This window comes from Blautia sp. MSJ-36 (genome assembly GCF_018917985.1).
Taxonomy (GTDB): Bacteria; Bacillota; Clostridia; order Lachnospirales; family Lachnospiraceae; genus Blautia_A.
Window position 1 is genome coordinate 151,418 of record NZ_JAHLPQ010000005.1, and the last position, 16,829, is coordinate 168,246.

Below are 16,829 nucleotides of genomic sequence, written 5' to 3' on the forward strand. Positions count from 1 at the left end.
CTTTTCTATTTCTGTGCACGTGTCTTCAGGTCTGCGATGATTCCATCGAATTCTTTATCCAGATGATAGAATTTCATGATCACAAGGCCGCAGGCATAAACAAGGATCGGAATCCATACGAAGCATACTTTGATGGATGTCAGCGCAGATTCTGTCTGTACAGCAGCTGTTCCGACATATCCACCGATCTCAAGAATCAGACCAAGAAGTGCAGAACCGATTCCATTGCCGATCTTGTATCCGAAGCTGCAGGCACTGTTTACAAGTCCTTCTGTACGATAGCCTGTTTTCCACTCACCATAATCAATGGTATCGGAAACCATAGCCCACATGGTAGCGCCGCCACAGGCGTTACCGATTCCGCGGATCACACTGGAAACCACGATGATTGCCATGGAGCCGCCGGAAAAATTCAGTACCAGCATTCCAATGATATCCAGAACCAGGCCAAGTGCAAATACATTTCTTTTTCCGAATTTTTTTACCAGCATGGCAATGAAAAACATGCCGCAGATCTGTACGATATTGAAGATTCCGTTGATGGTGCTTACCAGATTTTTGTCACCCAGAATGTCTTTTGCATAGTATACCGTTGCTCCTCCGTTGACAGAGTACATCAGGAAGAAAAGAGCAAGCATTCCTGTCATCATGATCCAGTATTTGTTCTTGAAAAGTGCTTTGATCCCTGTTACAAACGGTACATCTTCTGTCTGTACTTCGCCTTCATTTTCTGCCGCACGTACGCGCTCTTTTGTTCCAAAGAATGTGCATAAAAATGCGGCAATCGCTACGAAACCGAATACTACGAATGTTTTTGTCCATGCTGCTGCATTGTTTCCGAAATATTCTACAAGCGGAAGTGTGAAGGTATTGATAGTCAGTGTTCCGGCTGTTGCCAGAAGGTTACGGAAAATACTTAAAACAGATCTTTCATATGGATCCTGTGTCATCAGCGCGTTCAGTGCGGAATATGGCACGTTGATGGCTGTATAGATCACTGTGGAAACAAGGTTGTATGTAATGAATACATATACAAGTTTCGGCGTGGAAGCCCAGGATGCAGGAACAGAAAACAGAAGAATTCCGGACACTGCAAATGGGATACACATACGTAAGATCCATGGTCTTGCTTTACCATATTTCGATTTTGTCCTGTCTACGATCACTCCCATGATGATATCACTGACACCGTCAAAGATCCTGGAGATCATCATAATAGTTCCAACGGCCATTGCACTTACGTTTGCATAGTCTGTATAGTAAAACAGAAGAAATGCAGACATCGCCGTGTAGATAATGTTACAGCCAAAATCACCACATCCGTAAGAAAAACGCTCAAATATTTTTCCAAAGGTCAATTTGCTCTTTTTATTCATATTTTTTTACCTCTCCCTTTTTTTCTTTCGCTTTTCCATGGCCATGGAGCTTTGTTTTATGGTATTATACTATCATAATGATTCTACACGGATTAGGTCAGAAAAGCTCTAATATATAGGTCGATATTCTCTTTTTCAGGAGGCTATATGTATAAAAAAGAAATTTCCTATGAGATCATAGATTATTCCGGTATCACGAATGTTAAATTTTATACGTCAACGGATAACGGAAGCTACATTCCTTCTCACTGGCACCGAGCTGTTGAGATCCTTTACATGCAGGAGGGAGAACTGGATGTTACAGTGGAATCTTCCAGCTTCACCATTTATCCCGGAGATTGTATCCTGATCAACGCCAATGTGATCCATTCCACTAAATGTATTATTCCAAACAGAGCTATCGTCCTCCAGATTCCGCTGGATTTTATAGAAAAATATATCCCGGATGTTCAGCAGTTCATGTTCATCTGGGATTATCAAACGAAAGATCCGGTAAAAAAGACAAAACTGGATATGCTGAAAACCACTCTGGAGCAGCTGCAGATCATTGATGATATCCGCCCTGACGGATTTATCCTGCGATTTAACAGCCTGATCTTTGAACTTTTGTTCCAGCTGTATCACAATTTCAGTGTCAAAGTTTTTCAAAGTGACTTAAGCCAGCAAAAAAAAGATCTGGACCGGCTGAATCTGGTGCTGAATTATATTTCTGAGAATTACAAACGGCCTATTTCCCTGGATGAGATTGCAGGTGTTGCTTATCTCCAGACTGGATATTTCTGCCGTTTTTTCAAGAAAAAGATGGGGGTTACATTTCTGGAATATCAGAATGAATACAGACTTTCGTTTATTTACAAAGATCTGATCAACACGAAAGATCCCGTGCATGTGATCCTGGAACGGCATGGTTTCACCAATTATAAGCTGTTCCGCCGGATGTTCCAGGATCACTTCGGGTGCACACCTACGAAGGTACGGGAGAATATGAAGAAATAAATTTTCTTAAATATCAAAACTTCCGGGAGCTGGACAACATACTCCCGGAAGTTTTATTATCTATAGTTCCTGGCCATTGGTCTCAATGACATGTTTATACCAGTAGAAGCTCTTTTTCTTATAACGCTTCATAGTTCCGCTGCCATCATCATTGCGGTCCACGTAGATGAATCCGTAACGTTTGCGAAGCTCTGCTGTGGATGCGCTGACAAGATCGATACAGCCCCAGGTAGTGTATCCCATCAGATCTACGCCATCCATGACAGCTTCTTCCATCTGACGGATGTGATCTCTGAGATAGGCGATGCGGTAATCGTCTTCTACGGTCATCTCGCCATCTGCTCCCTGAATCAGCTGATCAAATGCACCAAGGCCATTCTCCACGATAAACAGAGGTTTCTGATAGCGGTCCCAGAGTGTATTCAAAATATAGCGAAGTCCCTTCGGATCGATCTGCCATCCCCAGTCGCTGGCTTTCAGATACGGGTTTGGCACACCGCCCAGAAGATTTCCTTCTCCTCGGACATTTTTTTCCGGATCTGCAGTTGCACAGACACTGACATAATAACTGAAGGAAACAAAATCTACGGTATTTTTCAGGATCTCCATATCTTCATCTGTCACAGAAATGCTGATCCCGTTTTCCCGCATATAACGTTTCGCATATCCCGGATAGCAGCCGCGGACATGAACATCCGCAAACATCATGTTCTTATGATCCTGCTCCATGGCAGCAAGAACATCTGCCGGATCAGGTGTCAGCGGATATACCGGCATGCTTAAGATCATACAGCCGATCTTGAAATCCGGATTGATCTCATGACCGATCTTGGTTGCCCAGGCGCTGGCTACAAGCTCATGGTGAACTGCCTGGTAAAGATCACTCTGGGAAAGTTTTTCTTTCGGCGTGTTGATCCCGCCGCTCATAAATGGAGACTCCAGAATGGAATTGATCTCATTAAATGTGAGCCAGTATTTTACCTTATCTTTATAACGGTTGAAAACTGTAGTCACATACCGTTTATAAAATCCGATCAGATCACGGTTTACCCACCCGTCATAATGCTCTGTAAGATAAAGCGGAGTCTCATAATGAGATAAGGTTACCAGGGGCTCGATTCCGTATTTTCTGCACTCGTCAAAGAGATCATCATAGAACTTAAGGCCTGCCTCATTGGGAGTTTTCTCATCCCCCTTCGGGAAGATCCTGCTCCAGGCAATGGAAGTACGGAATACCTTAAATCCCATCTCTGCAAACAGCTTGATATCTTCTTTGTAATGATGGTAAAAATCAATTCCCACCAGCTTCATATTGTCTTCTGTGGGTGCTGCCGTCCTCGGGCTTTTAATCCCGTGAGGAAGGACATCCTGAATGGAAAGTCCTTTGCCATCCTCGTTGTATGCACCTTCACACTGATTGGCAGCTACTGCGCCGCCCCATAAAAAATTCTTGGGAAACATTTTTTTCATTCCTTTCCTTCCGGACATCAGATATCCAGCGCTGCGTGATAACCCCAGTATACTGCATTGGTGATGGTGGAAACTCTGCTTACATCACCGATCACAGCCACGTATGGCGCACAGTCACGAAGCTCATCCACAATGTCGGTTCTGGATCTCTGACCCAGGGCACAGATAATGGTGTTTCCAGGAACCAGAACTTTTTTGCCCTCTTTATCCTCACACCATACGCCTTCTTCGGTTACCTCGAGGCCCTTGTATCCTGTATAAACTTCTGCGTATTTGTCAATCTCTTTCAGAAGAAGCGGTCTGTGTCTTACATTGGCATCCGGTGCAAGAACATCTCTCATCTCCACAATGCGGACTTTCTTTCCTTCCATTCCGAGGTGGATGGCACACTCGCATCCTGCAAGGCCGCCGCCAAAGACAACTACCTCATCTCCTACTTTTTCTTTCTCTTTATAGTAGTTGTTTACGATTACCACATTTTCTCCGTTCAGTCCCGGAATCGGAGGTACCAGCGGTCTGGAACCTGCCGCAATGATCAGTGCATCTGCGTTTTCTTTTTCCGCATACTCTTTTGTCACCGGTGTAGATGTACGGATCTCCACGCCTGCTTTTCTTGCAAGAAGCTCGTAAGTTCCTGCAAGCTCGTACATCTCATGCTTAAATGGCAGGGCCTGCTCGCTTTTCAGGATTCCGCCCAGAGTATCCTCTTTTTCACAGAGAATGACCTGATGGCCTCTTCTTGCCGCTGTATAAGCTGCGTACAGACCTCCCGGGCCGCCGCCTGCTACCAGGACTTTTTTCTTAGCAGGTGCCGGCTGTACTTCATCCCCTTCCATCTCACGTCCGATCAGCGGATTGACGGTACATCTTCTTGTGGAAGTTGCTGCTCTTTCTGCCATGCAGGTAAAGCATCTTAAACACTTTACGATCTCCTCATCTCTGTTTTCCATGACTTTTCTTGGAAGGAAGGGATCTGCAAGAAGTGCTCTCGCCATGTAAACGATATCGGCTTTTCCCTCTGCAATGATCTGCTCCATCTGTGCAGGATCGTTCAGGCCACCGATGGTTGCAACCGGAATGGACACATGTTTCTTGATCTCAGCCGCAAGGTAAACGTTACATCCGTGATCTTTGAACATGGACGGATGGGTATCACCGAACCCTCTCTGATAAGTTCCTGCGGAAACGTGAAGAAGATCAATATATGGCTCCAGAACTTTTGCAATCTCCACACCGTCTTCCAGTGTGTAGCCGCCTTCAAAAAGTTCAGAACCGCTCATACGGAACTCGATGGGGAATCCAGGTCCCACACCTTCACGGACTGCCTTCAGAACCTCCACTGCAAAACGACAGCGGTTTTCAAGGCTTCCGCCATACTCATCGGTACGCTTGTTAAAATACGGAGAAAGGAACTGGTTGATCAGCCAGCCATGTCCGCCGTGGACCATGATCATCTCAAAACCTGCTCTTTTTGCCAGGGATGCTGTCTCTTTATAGGAAGCCACGATCTCATCGATCAGCTCTTTTGTGAGGACTTTTACCTCCACACCATCCGGACGGACAGTATCAGACGGGCCCCACTGGTTCATGGATTTCTGTCTGGATTTATCTGTCATATAAGTTCCTGCATACATTCCGGAATGGGAAAGTTCAATGCTCGGGATGGCACCGTGACGGCGGATGGCGTCTGCAGTATAAGTTGCGGATGCCAGGGAATTCAGGATGGATGTGTCCAGATGATAGGCATGGGAGCCATCGGTTTTCGGATGTACCATACACTCGCTGACTGTTACGGCACCTGCACCGCCTTTTCCTCTCAGTTCATAAAAGGCTGTAGATTTCGGGCCGATACATCCGTCGTTTGTAATATCTGTTCCGCCCATCGGAGCAGAAAACATACGGTTTCGAAATGTTACACGTCCAATCTGGATCGGTTTGCATAAGTTTGGATATTTTCGGATCATAATTACCTCCTGTTATTCTGTAAGGAGAGCTCTCAAATATTCGCCCTCTCTTCTGTTTTCAAGCAGTTCCATGAGTTCATTTACTTTTTCAAGACTGATCTTTTTCTCTCTTGCTTTCATATGTACATAAACAGCACCGATCAGGTTTGCGTCATTGTAAAAACGGCAGCTTGTCACCTCCGGGACCGGAAGTGTCCAGGGATACATGCCGTTGATCTTTGCAAGTTCTTCACGGATCAGCTGAAGAAGCAAAGGCTGTTCACTGATCCCGCCGCCTAATGCGATCTTTTCCGGATCAAACATATACTGGCAGTTGTGGATATGGATGGCCAGTTTTTTTGCATGGTTCCGAATTCCTGCCAGAGCTTTTTCATTTCCCTGGTTTGCAAGAGAGAACGCTTTTTCCCCGTTTAATTCTTCTACAGGAATGCCCGTTTCCTCTGATACACTGTTAAGCAGTGCCTGGGCACCGGCTGTTTCTGCAAGACTGTTGGACATTTTGTAGTCATCCTTGCTGTCTGTGATCACATAGCTGAATTCTCCTGCCATGAAATTTTTGCCACTTACGATCTCACGGTTAACGATCACGGCACCGCCTACTGCTGTTCCGCAGACAACAACGATAGCATTCTGGCAGTCCTTTAAAGATCCCTGCCAGATTTCGGCCAAGGCTGCACATTTGGCATCGTTTTCCACAGTTACCGGAATCCCGACTTTTTTCTCCAGAATCTCTACGATATTTACATTGCTGATGCAGAAAAGACTTCCGCCGGTATACATAAAGCCTTTTTTGGAATCAATGATCCCCGGCATGCTTAAGGCAATTCCTTCAATCTCATACTGCCCTTTGATTCTGTCACAGATATCTGTCAGAGACTGGATAAATATTTCCAGAGAATCCTGTTTTGTGGGGGTTTTGTCTTTTTCCAGGATGGAACAGTTCTCAGTGATCACTGCATATTTGATAAATGTTCCTCCTACATCAATCGCCAAGTAATTCATGGTGTCACCTCTTTTTTGCGGATTTTTTCTTTGCTGTAGATGATGTTTCCTTCGCCGCCGTCCAGACGGTTGAAATATTCATTGGCTTTTTTTGCAACAAAGGCCTGCTGCCCCATAAAGTTAAAGGGAACATCATCTGCCTGATCTTTCATGATCGTATCGCAGACTTCGATCACACTGTGGATCATATCTTTGGAAGCCCAGATCACATGATGGCAGAGACAGGTTGTGTCAAAGCGCCCCTCCAGTCTGTTCTGGATCTGGATCAGATTTTCTCTGTATTCTTCCACAGTAAGGGAATTCTCATCAAAAAGGAATGTTGCATTATTGCAGGCATCTCCAAGGATCAGGATCTTTTCTTCCGGAATCAACATGACCATGGTTCCTGGAGTGTGCCCCGGGAGGGCATAGGTTTCCACGGAAATCCCTCCCAGGTCAAATCTGTCACCATCTTTCAGGTTTTTAAAAATCATCGGTGCAGGCGGCAGAAAGGTCTCTTCCAGTCCTTCCGGCATCTGGCCGCCAAGTCCTGCCAGTACATATCCTTTTCTGTTTTCTATGGAATTCATCCCCAGATAAACTTGGGTATCTGCATGGTTCATGTAGATCTCACATTCTTTTTTTCCATCGTTCCCGGTGAATTCCGGAGCTCCCATTGCATGATCCACGTGACCATGGGTAAGAAGTACTGTAAGAGGTTTCTCCGTAAGTTTTTCCACAAAATCCCGAAGGTTTCCGGCTCCCACACAGGTATCAATCAGCAGGGAGCGTTCCGATCCGTTTACCAGATACATGATCTCACCGGTGAGACTCAGGATTGCTGTGACTCTGTCGTTTACTTTTTCTGCTCTGTAAAAATCGGCCATTTTATTCTTCCTCCATATCAAGAAGTTTGGATAACTCTGTTCGAAGATTATCCACGATTTCTCTGGTAAATCCCATATAAAACAGTTTTTCCAGACTCTGGATACTCTCGTAAAAATAATCCTGATTTCCGGTAGAAAGGAAATACATCAGCATTGGAGATACTCTCTCGATCACTTTCATAGCCTCCGGATCATGCATCATATCCTTAAACATGGTTTTGTTATTATAGCGCTGGCGAAGATCTTCTGTGGGACAATATTCATAGTGATAATTTCCGGCTTCCACTTCCATCACTTCCCCTTCATAGAACGGAAGTCCGATCACTGCACTGCATCCAAATGGAACCTGGATATCTACTGTTACTTTTCCGTTCTTCAGGATTTCCCAGTTTACTTTGTATTCGCCATATGCAGAGTCATAAGTCATATGCATATATTTCAGTTTTCCGTTCATCAACGGTGTGATCAGAGCTTTTTTAAAGCCAGGCTCCAGGGCTTTTAAACCAGCCACATCTCTGTAGAGATATTCTACAACAGAACCATAAGAATAGTGGTTCAGGGAATTCATCATCGTACCACTTAAATGACCGTCATCCAGAACGGAATTCCATCTTTCCCAGATTGTTGTTGCTCCAAGATTGATGCAGTGCATCCATCCCGGATAATCTTCCTGAAGAAGGAAATAAAAAGCGTCTTCCTCGAATCCGTTTTCGGCGAGAACCCTGCAAAGGATCGGTGCACCTGTAAATCCGCCCTTTAATTTGTAGCAGTCTTTGTAAAATCTTGCTTTCAGTCCTGCCACAACAGCTTCTTTTTCTCTGTAGATCCCGGAATATAAAGCTACAATATATCCAGTCTGGGAATCAATTGCCAGACGTCCCGTTTCTGTAAAATATTCCCGGATGATCGCTTCTCTGATCTTCTGATAGAGGTCATCATAATAACGCTTATCCTCTTCATAGCCGAGAATTTCTGCTGCTTTTGCAGTCTTCTGCACAGACATTGCATAGTAGTTGGAGCCAATATAATAGGCATCTGTTCCACCTTCCATGCTCTGCTCGGTTCTTCCGTCAAGTGCAAGCCAGTCACCCAGCTGATTTCCGAAATCATAAAGATATTTCTGTCCTCTTGCCTGGTCTTCCCTGGTGATCTTATCCACCCAGTCCTTCATCATCGGATAACTGGATCTCAACATTTCTATATTTCCTGAATGTTCATAAACCACCATTGGAAGGAATGTGGCAATGTCTCCCCATACACTGGAAAAGATCGGTCCGTTTGGATCAAGTACCGGAATCACTCCCGGAAGGATTCCATCGTATTTTACCTGCTCATTTCGAAGGTCGTGGATGAATTTCTGATAAAAAGCTGTAGTGTCCATATTAAAACTTGCTGTTCCGGCAAATACCTGTGCATCCCCGGTCCAGCCAAGCCTTTCATCTCGCTGCGGACAGTCTGTAGGAAAATCTACGAAATTTGATTTCTGTCCCCACAGCGCATTTAAGAACAGTCTGTTCACTCCTTTGTGACCTGTCTCGATATATCCGGTCCTGTCCATTTTTGAGTAAACTGCTTTTCCGGTAAAATCTTCTGCTTTTACTTCTCCCGGCCATCCTGTCACACGTACATAACGGAATCCAAAATATGTAAAAGAAGGACGCACCAGCTCTTCCCTTCCATCGGATATATATACAAACTGAGATTTTGCAGCACGGTAATTTTCATTATAAAAATTGCCATCCTGCAGAATTTCTCCATGGTCGAATGTAATCTTTGTTCCTTTTGGCAGATGATTCTTAAAGGTTACATATCCGGCAAAATTCTGTCCGAAATCCAGGACTGTTTCTCCTGCCGGTGTATGGATCACTTCTTTTACCGGCATATCTTCCATTTCCATTACAGGGAGGCTGTATCTGGAAACAAGTTTTCCTTCTGCTTCTGTAAGAACTGCCTGTCTCGCCGGATTTTCTTTTTCTTCCCATAACAGATGATTGATGATCTCGCCGTCATAAATTCCATCATCTTCCACATCAGAGCCAATATAGTTCCAGGTTTCATCTGTTCCGATCACCTGAATCTCGCCATCTTCATAGATCAGACGAAGTTCTGCGATCAGTTTAAAGGTATCACCAAAATTATTACTCTGGCTGTTCAGTCCGAATTTTCCCTTATACCAGCCATTTCCCAGCGATACGGCCAGCTGGTTTTCTGCTGTTTTCTGCATTTCTGTATGGTTATCAATATTTTTAATATCTTCTGTAACATCAAATGTAAGGTACTGTTCTTCATCGTGATAATTGCTGTAATAAGGAGTCAGAACTTCTTCTCCGACTTTTTTTCCGTTTAATTTTGCCTCAAAAAGTCCAAGACCGCAAATATAAAGTCTGGCTGAAGCAGGTTTTTTCTTTACTTCAAAGTTTTTTATAAAGAGAGGATGAAAAGTATCTTCTTTTTTTGTTGTGATCCATTTTCCCATCCATGGATCATCCATCTTTCCGGTTTCAAAATATGCAGGCTCTGAAACAGCTGTTTCTCCTTTATCGTTTGTGACGGTTACTTTTACATAATATCTTGTATATGCACTCCTGGTAAACTCCAGTTTTTCTGCCGCGCTGTTAAGATCTTTTCCTTCTTTTTCCCAGAGAATCTCTGAAAAATCTTCTTTCAAAGATACTTCTATTTTTGCATTCTGCTGTCTTCTGGCAGATGTCTCACGAACTTTCCATGATACACATACGGTCTCAAAGTCAAATCCCACCGGATTTTCCATGCCGTTGATTCTTATATTTGCAACTTTCATATATTTATATTTCTCCTCTTACTCTGGAATATCCACGATCACAACTTCAGAAACGCCCCCAAAGACTAGAATGTATGTCTAATTTTCGGAGGCGCAAGCAGTTTTCTCTGCTTTTTCTCAGTTATTTATTTATCAGCTTTATTCAGCTGCTTCCATTTTCTTTAAATCTCTCTCGCAATGATACAGGATTACCATCAGTACAAAGATAGCGATTACCATGATAAATGGCAGCCAGTTGTACAGGAAGTTAATTGCTGTGGAAACACTTTCCGGCTGTGCGATGCCCTGTGCATCCAGAGATCCGTCATAGCCTGCACCATTGAGAACCCAGCCAAATACAGCTGTTCCAAGTCCGAGACCGATCTTCTGTGCTGCAGAAACACCGGCATTTCCAAGGCCAACGGTATCAATTCCTGTTTTCTTTGTTCCGTATGTAATGGTATCTGCAACCATTCCAAGTGCCATACCGCCGGCCATCCCAACGCCGCAGCCTTTCAGTACATTGAAGATGATCATTACGATCGTGCTGGAACCGCTGAAAACAGCGAATCCAAGGAATCCAAGTCCCATAACTACCATTCCAGCTTCATAAACAGCTGTTTTTCCAAACTTTTTCATAAATGCAGGTGTTACAAACATGACTGCAAACTGTGCAATGGAAATGGAGTTGGATACCCAGCTGTACTGTCCCATATCATAGAGAACGTACTGACAATAATATACATTTCCCATTGCATACATGATGATTACGAAAAATACTACAAAACTTGCAACTGTTACGATCACCCAGTATTTGTTCTTAAAAAGTGCTTTTACAGTTTCCCATGTGCCTGCTTCTCTGCCTGCACTTGCTGATTTCTGAGTATCTTCCTCTGCGCTTTCAGCAGAATGTATTCTCTCTTTTGTTGAGAAAACACTGAAGAAAGTAATTACGATCATTGCGATGCAGTAGATTAACATTGTGATCGTAAATGCTCTCTGTGTATAAATGGTTTCTGTACTGCTTGTAAAGATTCCAAGTAAGGTAACAAATGTTGAGTTTACAACTACATTTCCAAGTGTCTGGAAAATCTGCTGGATATTTCCAAGAAATCCTCTCTCATAAGGATTTGCTGTCATCAATGAGATCATGGAATAATACGGTACCAGCATTCCTGTAAGGCATACAGCATTTACAATGTTATACATCAGGAAAATATATACATACTGTGCCATTTCCGGGAAGTTCTGCGGTACAAAAAACAACAGCATCGTGGTGATTCCAAATGGAATACACATTCGTAACAGCCAGGAACGGCCTTTTCCAAGTTTTGACTTTGTACGGTCTACCATACGTCCTACGATCACATCTGAGATTCCGTCAAAGATTTTGGATACTGCAAAAATTGTGGCAATGATACCTGCGTTCAGTCCTACTGTACTGGTAAAATAAATCGTCAGAAAAGAACCAATGATACCATTGATCATATTAAAGGCAAATCCGCCTGTTCCGTAACCGATACGTTCGCTCCATGCCAGGCTGGCATTGGGATCGTTGTGTTTACTTGCCAAACTAAACATATCTCTTTCTCCTTTTCCCTTTTTCTTTTGATGGGTTTTCTGCATCTTCCGTGTTTTCTGCTCTTATAAAATTACTTTTATTTATCACCTTCTGTCATTCTTGTGTTTTCCTGTTGATAGTGATATTATCAGAAATAAGGGAACAGGATAACGTCTTTAAACGACATATAGTTTATCCTTTTCGGACATATATGTGTTTCCTGTTGAAGCTTGTCGACAAGTAATTTAGGTGATTTTATGAAAGAATACAAAAGTTTAACAGAACTGATTCCTGAAATGGAACCTGATGAAATATTTTATAAACGGATTTTTCTGGAATATCCGGAGGCTCATCTGGACCAGGCACATACAGTGGAAGAAATAGAAAAACTCTGTCCGGAAGCATCTTCCCATGCAGCAGCCGGTTTTACTTATCATCCGGGAAATGCTCTGGATGAAACCATTCTTCCTTCTGATGAAGATACGATCATTTTCCGCCACAACCGATATTCTCCTGCGTTTTTACATTCTCACACTTTTTTTGAGATGATCTATGTGCTTCGTGGAACCTGTGAAAATATATTTACTTCTCATACGATTTCCATGCAGGCTGGTGATATCTGTATTGTGGCACCTTCCATCATCCATGCTTTAAGTGCATTTAGCGATGACTGCGTGATCTATAATTTTCTGATAAAGAGCCAGACTTTTGAAGCTGTATTCTTAAATTCGCTTCCTAAATATGGTACTTTACATGATTTTTTCAGCCGTGCACTTTATTCTCCCGGTTCTCAGTTTTATCTGTATTTTAAATCCGGAAAGGACCCACAGCTTGTAAATTTATTCAAAAAAATCCTGAAGGAATACCGGGCGCAAAAACGGTACAGTCCTTCTATGATAAACGCTCTGCTTGAAATCTTCTTTATCTGTCTTCTCAGAAACCATGAGAAAAACATGATCGTACCAAACCCGGCAGGAAAGAAGCAGGAAAAAAATATTATTTTTATACTAAAATATATTGAACTTCATTACGCAACGCTCACCCTTCCGGAGCTGGCTTCTTTTTTTAATTACAGCGAACGGCAGCTGACCCGAATCCTGAAAAACTATACAGGACAGACTTTTTCCTCTCTTATCCAGAATATCCGCCTGTCCAGAGCGGCGGAGCTGTTAAAACAGCCGGACCGTTCCGTCACTGCTGTTATGGAAGAAATCGGTTATTCCAACATTACACACTTCTACAAAATATTTGAGAAAAAGTTCCATATGACGCCTGCGGAGTACCGGAATACCTTATAAAACCTGTATGTGTTTCTATATGTAAGAAAAGAAAAAGCCTTATAATATTACTGTAAATGATAGGTCTGATATGTCCTAAAATCTGACTTTTTAAATTGCCAGTCTTTGAGTAACTATACTATTTACAGCAAATATAATAAGGCTTTCTATGTTTTTACAGTTTCATAGCACCGCGGATGCAGCTCTCAATATACTCTTCACCCAGATCTGTATTCAGGCTGAGATCAAAATTTCCTGCTGCGCCCCACATACGGCGTGTGTAATAACGGTAGTTGTCTGCGCGGAGTTTTTCGTTTTTCTGGACAACAGCTCTTGCTTCTTTCTCGGAGATGTTCTGGCTCCTTGCTACTCTTTTGATCCTACTTTCCAGTGGCGCGGAGAAGAATACTTTCAGGCAGTTTGCGGAATTTCTGAGAACGTAATCTGCACAGCGGCCTACGATGACGCAACTGCCTTTTTCCGAAAGATCACGTACGACCTGACATTCTGCTTCAAAAATCTTGTCCTTCGGTGCTTCGTCCTGCATATCTGTGTTCAGATACATCTGATTGACCAGATCGTAGAGAAGGCTGTTTGTCATGATCTCCTCATTTTTCTTAATGAATTCCGGTGTGTAGCCTGTGGTTCCTGCTGTCATCTGGATGATCTCTGCATCATAGAAATCGTAGCCCAGCTTTTCTGCGAGTGCCTTGCCCATATCGTGGCCACCGCTTCCAAACTGCCTTCCAATGGCGATGACATTTTTTCCATAAGTTCCTGCTGTCTGCTCGTTTGCTTCGCTCTCGTTTTCCACAGATGCTGTTTCCAGGAAGATCATGTCTTTCAGGAATGCAAGTTTCTTTCCGATGAGTCTGGCAATAAAGCCTACCAGAAGGGCTGCGATAACCGTACCTTCTCTCACGCCGTCCAGTCTTCCTGCGAATACGAAGGAAAGTACTGCAGCGATCACTGCCATGGATACGTCAAAACAGATCTTGGTTGTTCCGAAGTTTGTTTTCCATGTGAGGACAATGGCGCGGACAAAGGATTCTCCAGGAAGCATAACAACGTCTGCCAGAACTTCCATATATACACCGACACCAAGAATCAGACATCCGATGAGCAGGTATACGATCTTCATGACATACGCTTCCGGGTTGACCCAGGAAAAAAGGATCATGGTGAGATCGATAAAATATCCAAATATGATGGATACCGGAATCTGAAGGATGTGCTCCAGTTTAAAGTTCTTTCTCAGGATGATCAGCTGCAGCACGATCAAAAAAATACTGAAAAAAATGGTAAAGTTTCCAAGTGTAAATGGAAAATTCAGGCTTAACACATAGGGAATCGATGAAATCGGTGAAGTTCCCAGGTTTGCCTTGGTGATCAGACTGACTCCCAGGGAGTTTACAAACAGTCCCACCAGAAATATCAAGTATCGTTTTAGTTTCTCCATTATTTTTTGTCTCCTCCTCGTTGTACAGATTTTAATCGGATAATTATGCCTATGCAGCCATTATCCGGTTATCATAAAGCGGACCTCCGCCTGTTTATTTTATCTCAGCAAGATTTCTGTAGATCCTGTGAAATATCTCCATAAATACTTTCTGCTCTTCTTCTGAAATATTGTTTAAGGCCGTTTCTTCAATCTTTTCAAAAGTTTCTTCTACCAGCTTCTGATTTTTCTTTCCGGATTCTGTCATAAAAATATGAAAGGTACGACGGTTTCCGTTAAGCATTTTTCTCTCGATCAACCCTTTTTCTTCCATACGATTCAGGATCGATGTCAGGGATCCTGCTTCAATCAGGCATCCTGCCGCAATTTCCTTCTGGCTGGCGCCGTCGTGATCTTTCAGGTAATCCAGGACTTTGGGCTGACCCAGGGTAAGGCCTGTATCTTTCAGCTGTTCCATCAGTTTTTTCTGGACCATCATGTGGTTTGCCATGGACAGATAGTGAAAGGAATCGTTCATATATCTTTCTCCCTTTTTTAATAGTTATAATTCAAACGTTTAGAATTATAACTATATTGATGGCGTATGTCAATATTATTTTTAAAATATGTTGGAATTCTGTACAAAAAAGAGAGCTTTTTTTATTTCAGTCTGCACAAAATATAGGAAAAATCGTAAGGACAAACGTATAAATAAAATGATCCTCTGCCTGCATAAAAAAACAGCGAAATGGATATTCGTTTCCATTTCACTGTTTAATGTTTTTTCTGTTAATAAGTTTGTGTTATGTTGTTTTATGCAACTTGATTCTTGTTGTTGGTAACGGTGATCAGATGGCTCTTGATCAGTACCGGACGTACTGCGTTGTAGATGATTGCTACCAGGATTACAGATACCACTGCATTGATGAAGGTTGCTGCCGCACTCATTTTTGCAAGTGCCTGTGCAAGCTCCTGAGGCTGTCCTAAAATGTACTGTTTGTAAAAATATCCTACGATAGGATCTGCTACTACGTTAAATGCCAGTCCTGCGATGGATGCGATCACGCTCCATTTGAATACATATTTCTTATCTGTACTTTCGTTGATCTTTGCAACTTTGTGTGCTACAAGACCTACGATCAGACCGATACAGAATTTCAGTACAAAAGTTTTTGGTGCTCCTGTGATGTAAACAGGGTCCATAATGTCTGCGATTCCCATTCCGATTGCTCCGGAAAGGCCTCCGTATACACCGCCCAGAAGCAGTGCTGCCAGTACACAGAATGCGTTTCCGATATGGATAGATGTTGCATCTCCGCCTGGTACTGGGATCTTGATCTGCAGGAATGTGAAGGATACGTAGCATAAAGCTGCTAATAATGCAGTTTCTGCAAGTTTGACTACTGTGTTGTTCTGTGTGTTCATAATAATTCCCCTCTCGTGTTTTGTTATTACTTTAGTGTGTGAATAATTTAGTGTATGAATGTAATAACACGGGTGTTATGGTACTGCTTGTTTGGGTGTATTACAAGGGGCAATTTTTATGTTTTTTTAGGGGACAGTTTTTTGTGGTAATAAAAAAAGCGGCTGTTTTAGCCACTTTCTTTGGTATTGTATATTCAAAACTACATACATGTTTGTTGATGGTTAATCTTTTTGAATCAAGTTTTACCTGCGTGCCGATTTGCCTTTTTTTCACGGGCTCGCAGCTAAAGCTGCATCGCCTGTTTTTTTAGGCTACTCCAGCGGTGGTCATCTCACGACTCCGTCGTTCGATGTCATTTGCTTCGCAAATGTTCAGTCTGCATCATAAATGGTTCTCCACAAGCAAGCTTGCTCCGCCCCATTTCTGCTACATCCTGCCCGCTTCCTCGGCTAGTTGGTCAAGCCCTCACCCGATTAGTAACAGTCAGCTCCATGCATTACTGCACTTCCACCTCTGCCCTATCTACCTCGTCGTCTTCAAGGGGGTTTACTTCACTAAGAATGGGATATCTCATCTTGAGGGGGGCTTCACGCTTAGATGCCTTCAGCGTTTATCCCTTCCGGACTTGGCTACCCGGCCATGGCTTTGGCAAGCCAACCGGTCCACCAGCGGTC

The 16,829-nt window shown here is 43.1% G+C and carries 12 protein-coding genes and 1 rRNA gene; 2 read left to right on the plus strand and 11 right to left on the minus strand.

What is annotated here, in order from left to right:
* Nucleotides 1-5: 5 nt before the first annotated feature.
* Nucleotides 6-1,376 (minus strand): MFS transporter, encoded by a 1,371-nt coding sequence (locus KQI39_RS06130; RefSeq protein ID WP_195567550.1) that lies wholly within the window; start codon nucleotides 1,374-1,376, stop codon nucleotides 6-8.
* A 147-nt stretch (nucleotides 1,377-1,523) separates the two neighbouring features.
* Here KQI39_RS06130 and KQI39_RS06135 point away from each other — a divergent pair, with 147 nt between their 5' ends.
* Nucleotides 1,524-2,372: a helix-turn-helix transcriptional regulator gene (locus KQI39_RS06135; protein ID WP_216417225.1), complete on the plus strand. Its 849-nt coding sequence runs from the start codon at nucleotides 1,524-1,526 to the stop codon at nucleotides 2,370-2,372.
* A gap of 60 nt (nucleotides 2,373-2,432) precedes the next feature.
* Here KQI39_RS06135 and KQI39_RS06140 read toward each other — a convergent pair whose 3' ends face one another.
* From KQI39_RS06140 to KQI39_RS06165, 6 genes are all read right to left on the minus strand, one after another.
* On the minus strand, nucleotides 2,433-3,833 hold the full coding sequence (locus KQI39_RS06140; protein WP_334300790.1) for a glycoside hydrolase family 1 protein: 1,401 nt from the start codon (nucleotides 3,831-3,833) through the stop codon (nucleotides 2,433-2,435).
* A 26-nt stretch (nucleotides 3,834-3,859) separates the two neighbouring features.
* The gene (locus KQI39_RS06145) at nucleotides 3,860-5,806 is read right to left on the minus strand and encodes an oxidoreductase (protein ID WP_216417229.1); all 1,947 of its coding nucleotides are present in this window, start codon (nucleotides 5,804-5,806) and stop codon (nucleotides 3,860-3,862) included.
* 12 nt (nucleotides 5,807-5,818) lie between these two features.
* Nucleotides 5,819-6,808, minus strand: coding sequence for an ROK family protein (locus KQI39_RS06150; protein ID WP_216417231.1), 990 nt, complete (start codon nucleotides 6,806-6,808; stop codon nucleotides 5,819-5,821).
* A complete protein-coding gene (locus tag KQI39_RS06155; RefSeq protein ID WP_173762777.1) occupies nucleotides 6,805-7,674 on the minus strand; it encodes an MBL fold metallo-hydrolase in 870 nt (289 codons plus the stop codon). Before KQI39_RS06155 ends, KQI39_RS06150 begins: the two co-directional genes overlap by 4 nt.
* 1 nt (nucleotide 7,675) lies before the next feature.
* Entirely contained in the window at nucleotides 7,676-10,474 is a 2,799-nt protein-coding gene (locus tag KQI39_RS06160; RefSeq protein ID WP_216417233.1) for an alpha-L-rhamnosidase, read from the minus strand.
* A 138-nt stretch (nucleotides 10,475-10,612) separates the two neighbouring features.
* Nucleotides 10,613-12,034: an MFS transporter gene (locus tag KQI39_RS06165; protein WP_216417235.1), complete on the minus strand. Its 1,422-nt coding sequence runs from the start codon at nucleotides 12,032-12,034 to the stop codon at nucleotides 10,613-10,615.
* A gap of 237 nt (nucleotides 12,035-12,271) precedes the next feature.
* Between KQI39_RS06165 and KQI39_RS06170 the strand changes: the two genes are divergently transcribed.
* Nucleotides 12,272-13,312: an AraC family transcriptional regulator gene (locus KQI39_RS06170; protein WP_148448067.1), complete on the plus strand. Its 1,041-nt coding sequence runs from the start codon at nucleotides 12,272-12,274 to the stop codon at nucleotides 13,310-13,312.
* A 154-nt stretch (nucleotides 13,313-13,466) separates the two neighbouring features.
* Here the strand turns inward: KQI39_RS06170 and KQI39_RS06175 are convergent, their stop codons facing one another.
* From KQI39_RS06175 to KQI39_RS06190, 4 genes are all read right to left on the minus strand, one after another.
* Nucleotides 13,467-14,750: a cytidylate kinase family protein gene (locus KQI39_RS06175; protein WP_216417237.1), complete on the minus strand. Its 1,284-nt coding sequence runs from the start codon at nucleotides 14,748-14,750 to the stop codon at nucleotides 13,467-13,469.
* 94 nt (nucleotides 14,751-14,844) lie between these two features.
* Entirely contained in the window at nucleotides 14,845-15,267 is a 423-nt protein-coding gene (locus tag KQI39_RS06180) for a MarR family winged helix-turn-helix transcriptional regulator (RefSeq protein ID WP_148448063.1), read from the minus strand.
* Nucleotides 15,268-15,542: 275 nt separating this feature from the next.
* Nucleotides 15,543-16,154: an ECF transporter S component gene (locus KQI39_RS06185; protein WP_148448061.1), complete on the minus strand. Its 612-nt coding sequence runs from the start codon at nucleotides 16,152-16,154 to the stop codon at nucleotides 15,543-15,545.
* 454 nt (nucleotides 16,155-16,608) lie between these two features.
* Nucleotides 16,609-16,829 (minus strand): 23S ribosomal RNA (locus tag KQI39_RS06190); the annotation flags it as partial.

Bases quoted from the DNA above. Each gene is read 5' to 3' on its own strand.
- KQI39_RS06160 (WP_216417233.1), bottom strand. From the start codon at position 10,474: ATGAAAGTTGCAAATATAAGAATCAACGGCATGGAAAATCCGGTGGGA.
- KQI39_RS06135 (WP_216417225.1), top strand. From the start codon at position 1,524: ATGTATAAAAAAGAAATTTCCTATGAGATCATAGATTATTCCGGTATC.
- KQI39_RS06185 (WP_148448061.1), bottom strand. From the start codon at position 16,154: ATGAACACACAGAACAACACAGTAGTCAAACTTGCAGAAACTGCATTA.
- KQI39_RS06150 (WP_216417231.1), bottom strand. From the start codon at position 6,808: ATGAATTACTTGGCGATTGATGTAGGAGGAACATTTATCAAATATGCA.
- KQI39_RS06170 (WP_148448067.1), top strand. From the start codon at position 12,272: ATGAAAGAATACAAAAGTTTAACAGAACTGATTCCTGAAATGGAACCT.
- KQI39_RS06180 (WP_148448063.1), bottom strand. From the start codon at position 15,267: ATGAACGATTCCTTTCACTATCTGTCCATGGCAAACCACATGATGGTC.
- KQI39_RS06130 (WP_195567550.1), bottom strand. From the start codon at position 1,376: ATGAATAAAAAGAGCAAATTGACCTTTGGAAAAATATTTGAGCGTTTT.
- KQI39_RS06145 (WP_216417229.1), bottom strand. From the start codon at position 5,806: ATGATCCGAAAATATCCAAACTTATGCAAACCGATCCAGATTGGACGT.
- KQI39_RS06155 (WP_173762777.1), bottom strand. From the start codon at position 7,674: ATGGCCGATTTTTACAGAGCAGAAAAAGTAAACGACAGAGTCACAGCA.
- KQI39_RS06140 (WP_334300790.1), bottom strand. From the start codon at position 3,833: ATGTTTCCCAAGAATTTTTTATGGGGCGGCGCAGTAGCTGCCAATCAG.
- KQI39_RS06165 (WP_216417235.1), bottom strand. From the start codon at position 12,034: ATGTTTAGTTTGGCAAGTAAACACAACGATCCCAATGCCAGCCTGGCA.
- KQI39_RS06175 (WP_216417237.1), bottom strand. From the start codon at position 14,750: ATGGAGAAACTAAAACGATACTTGATATTTCTGGTGGGACTGTTTGTA.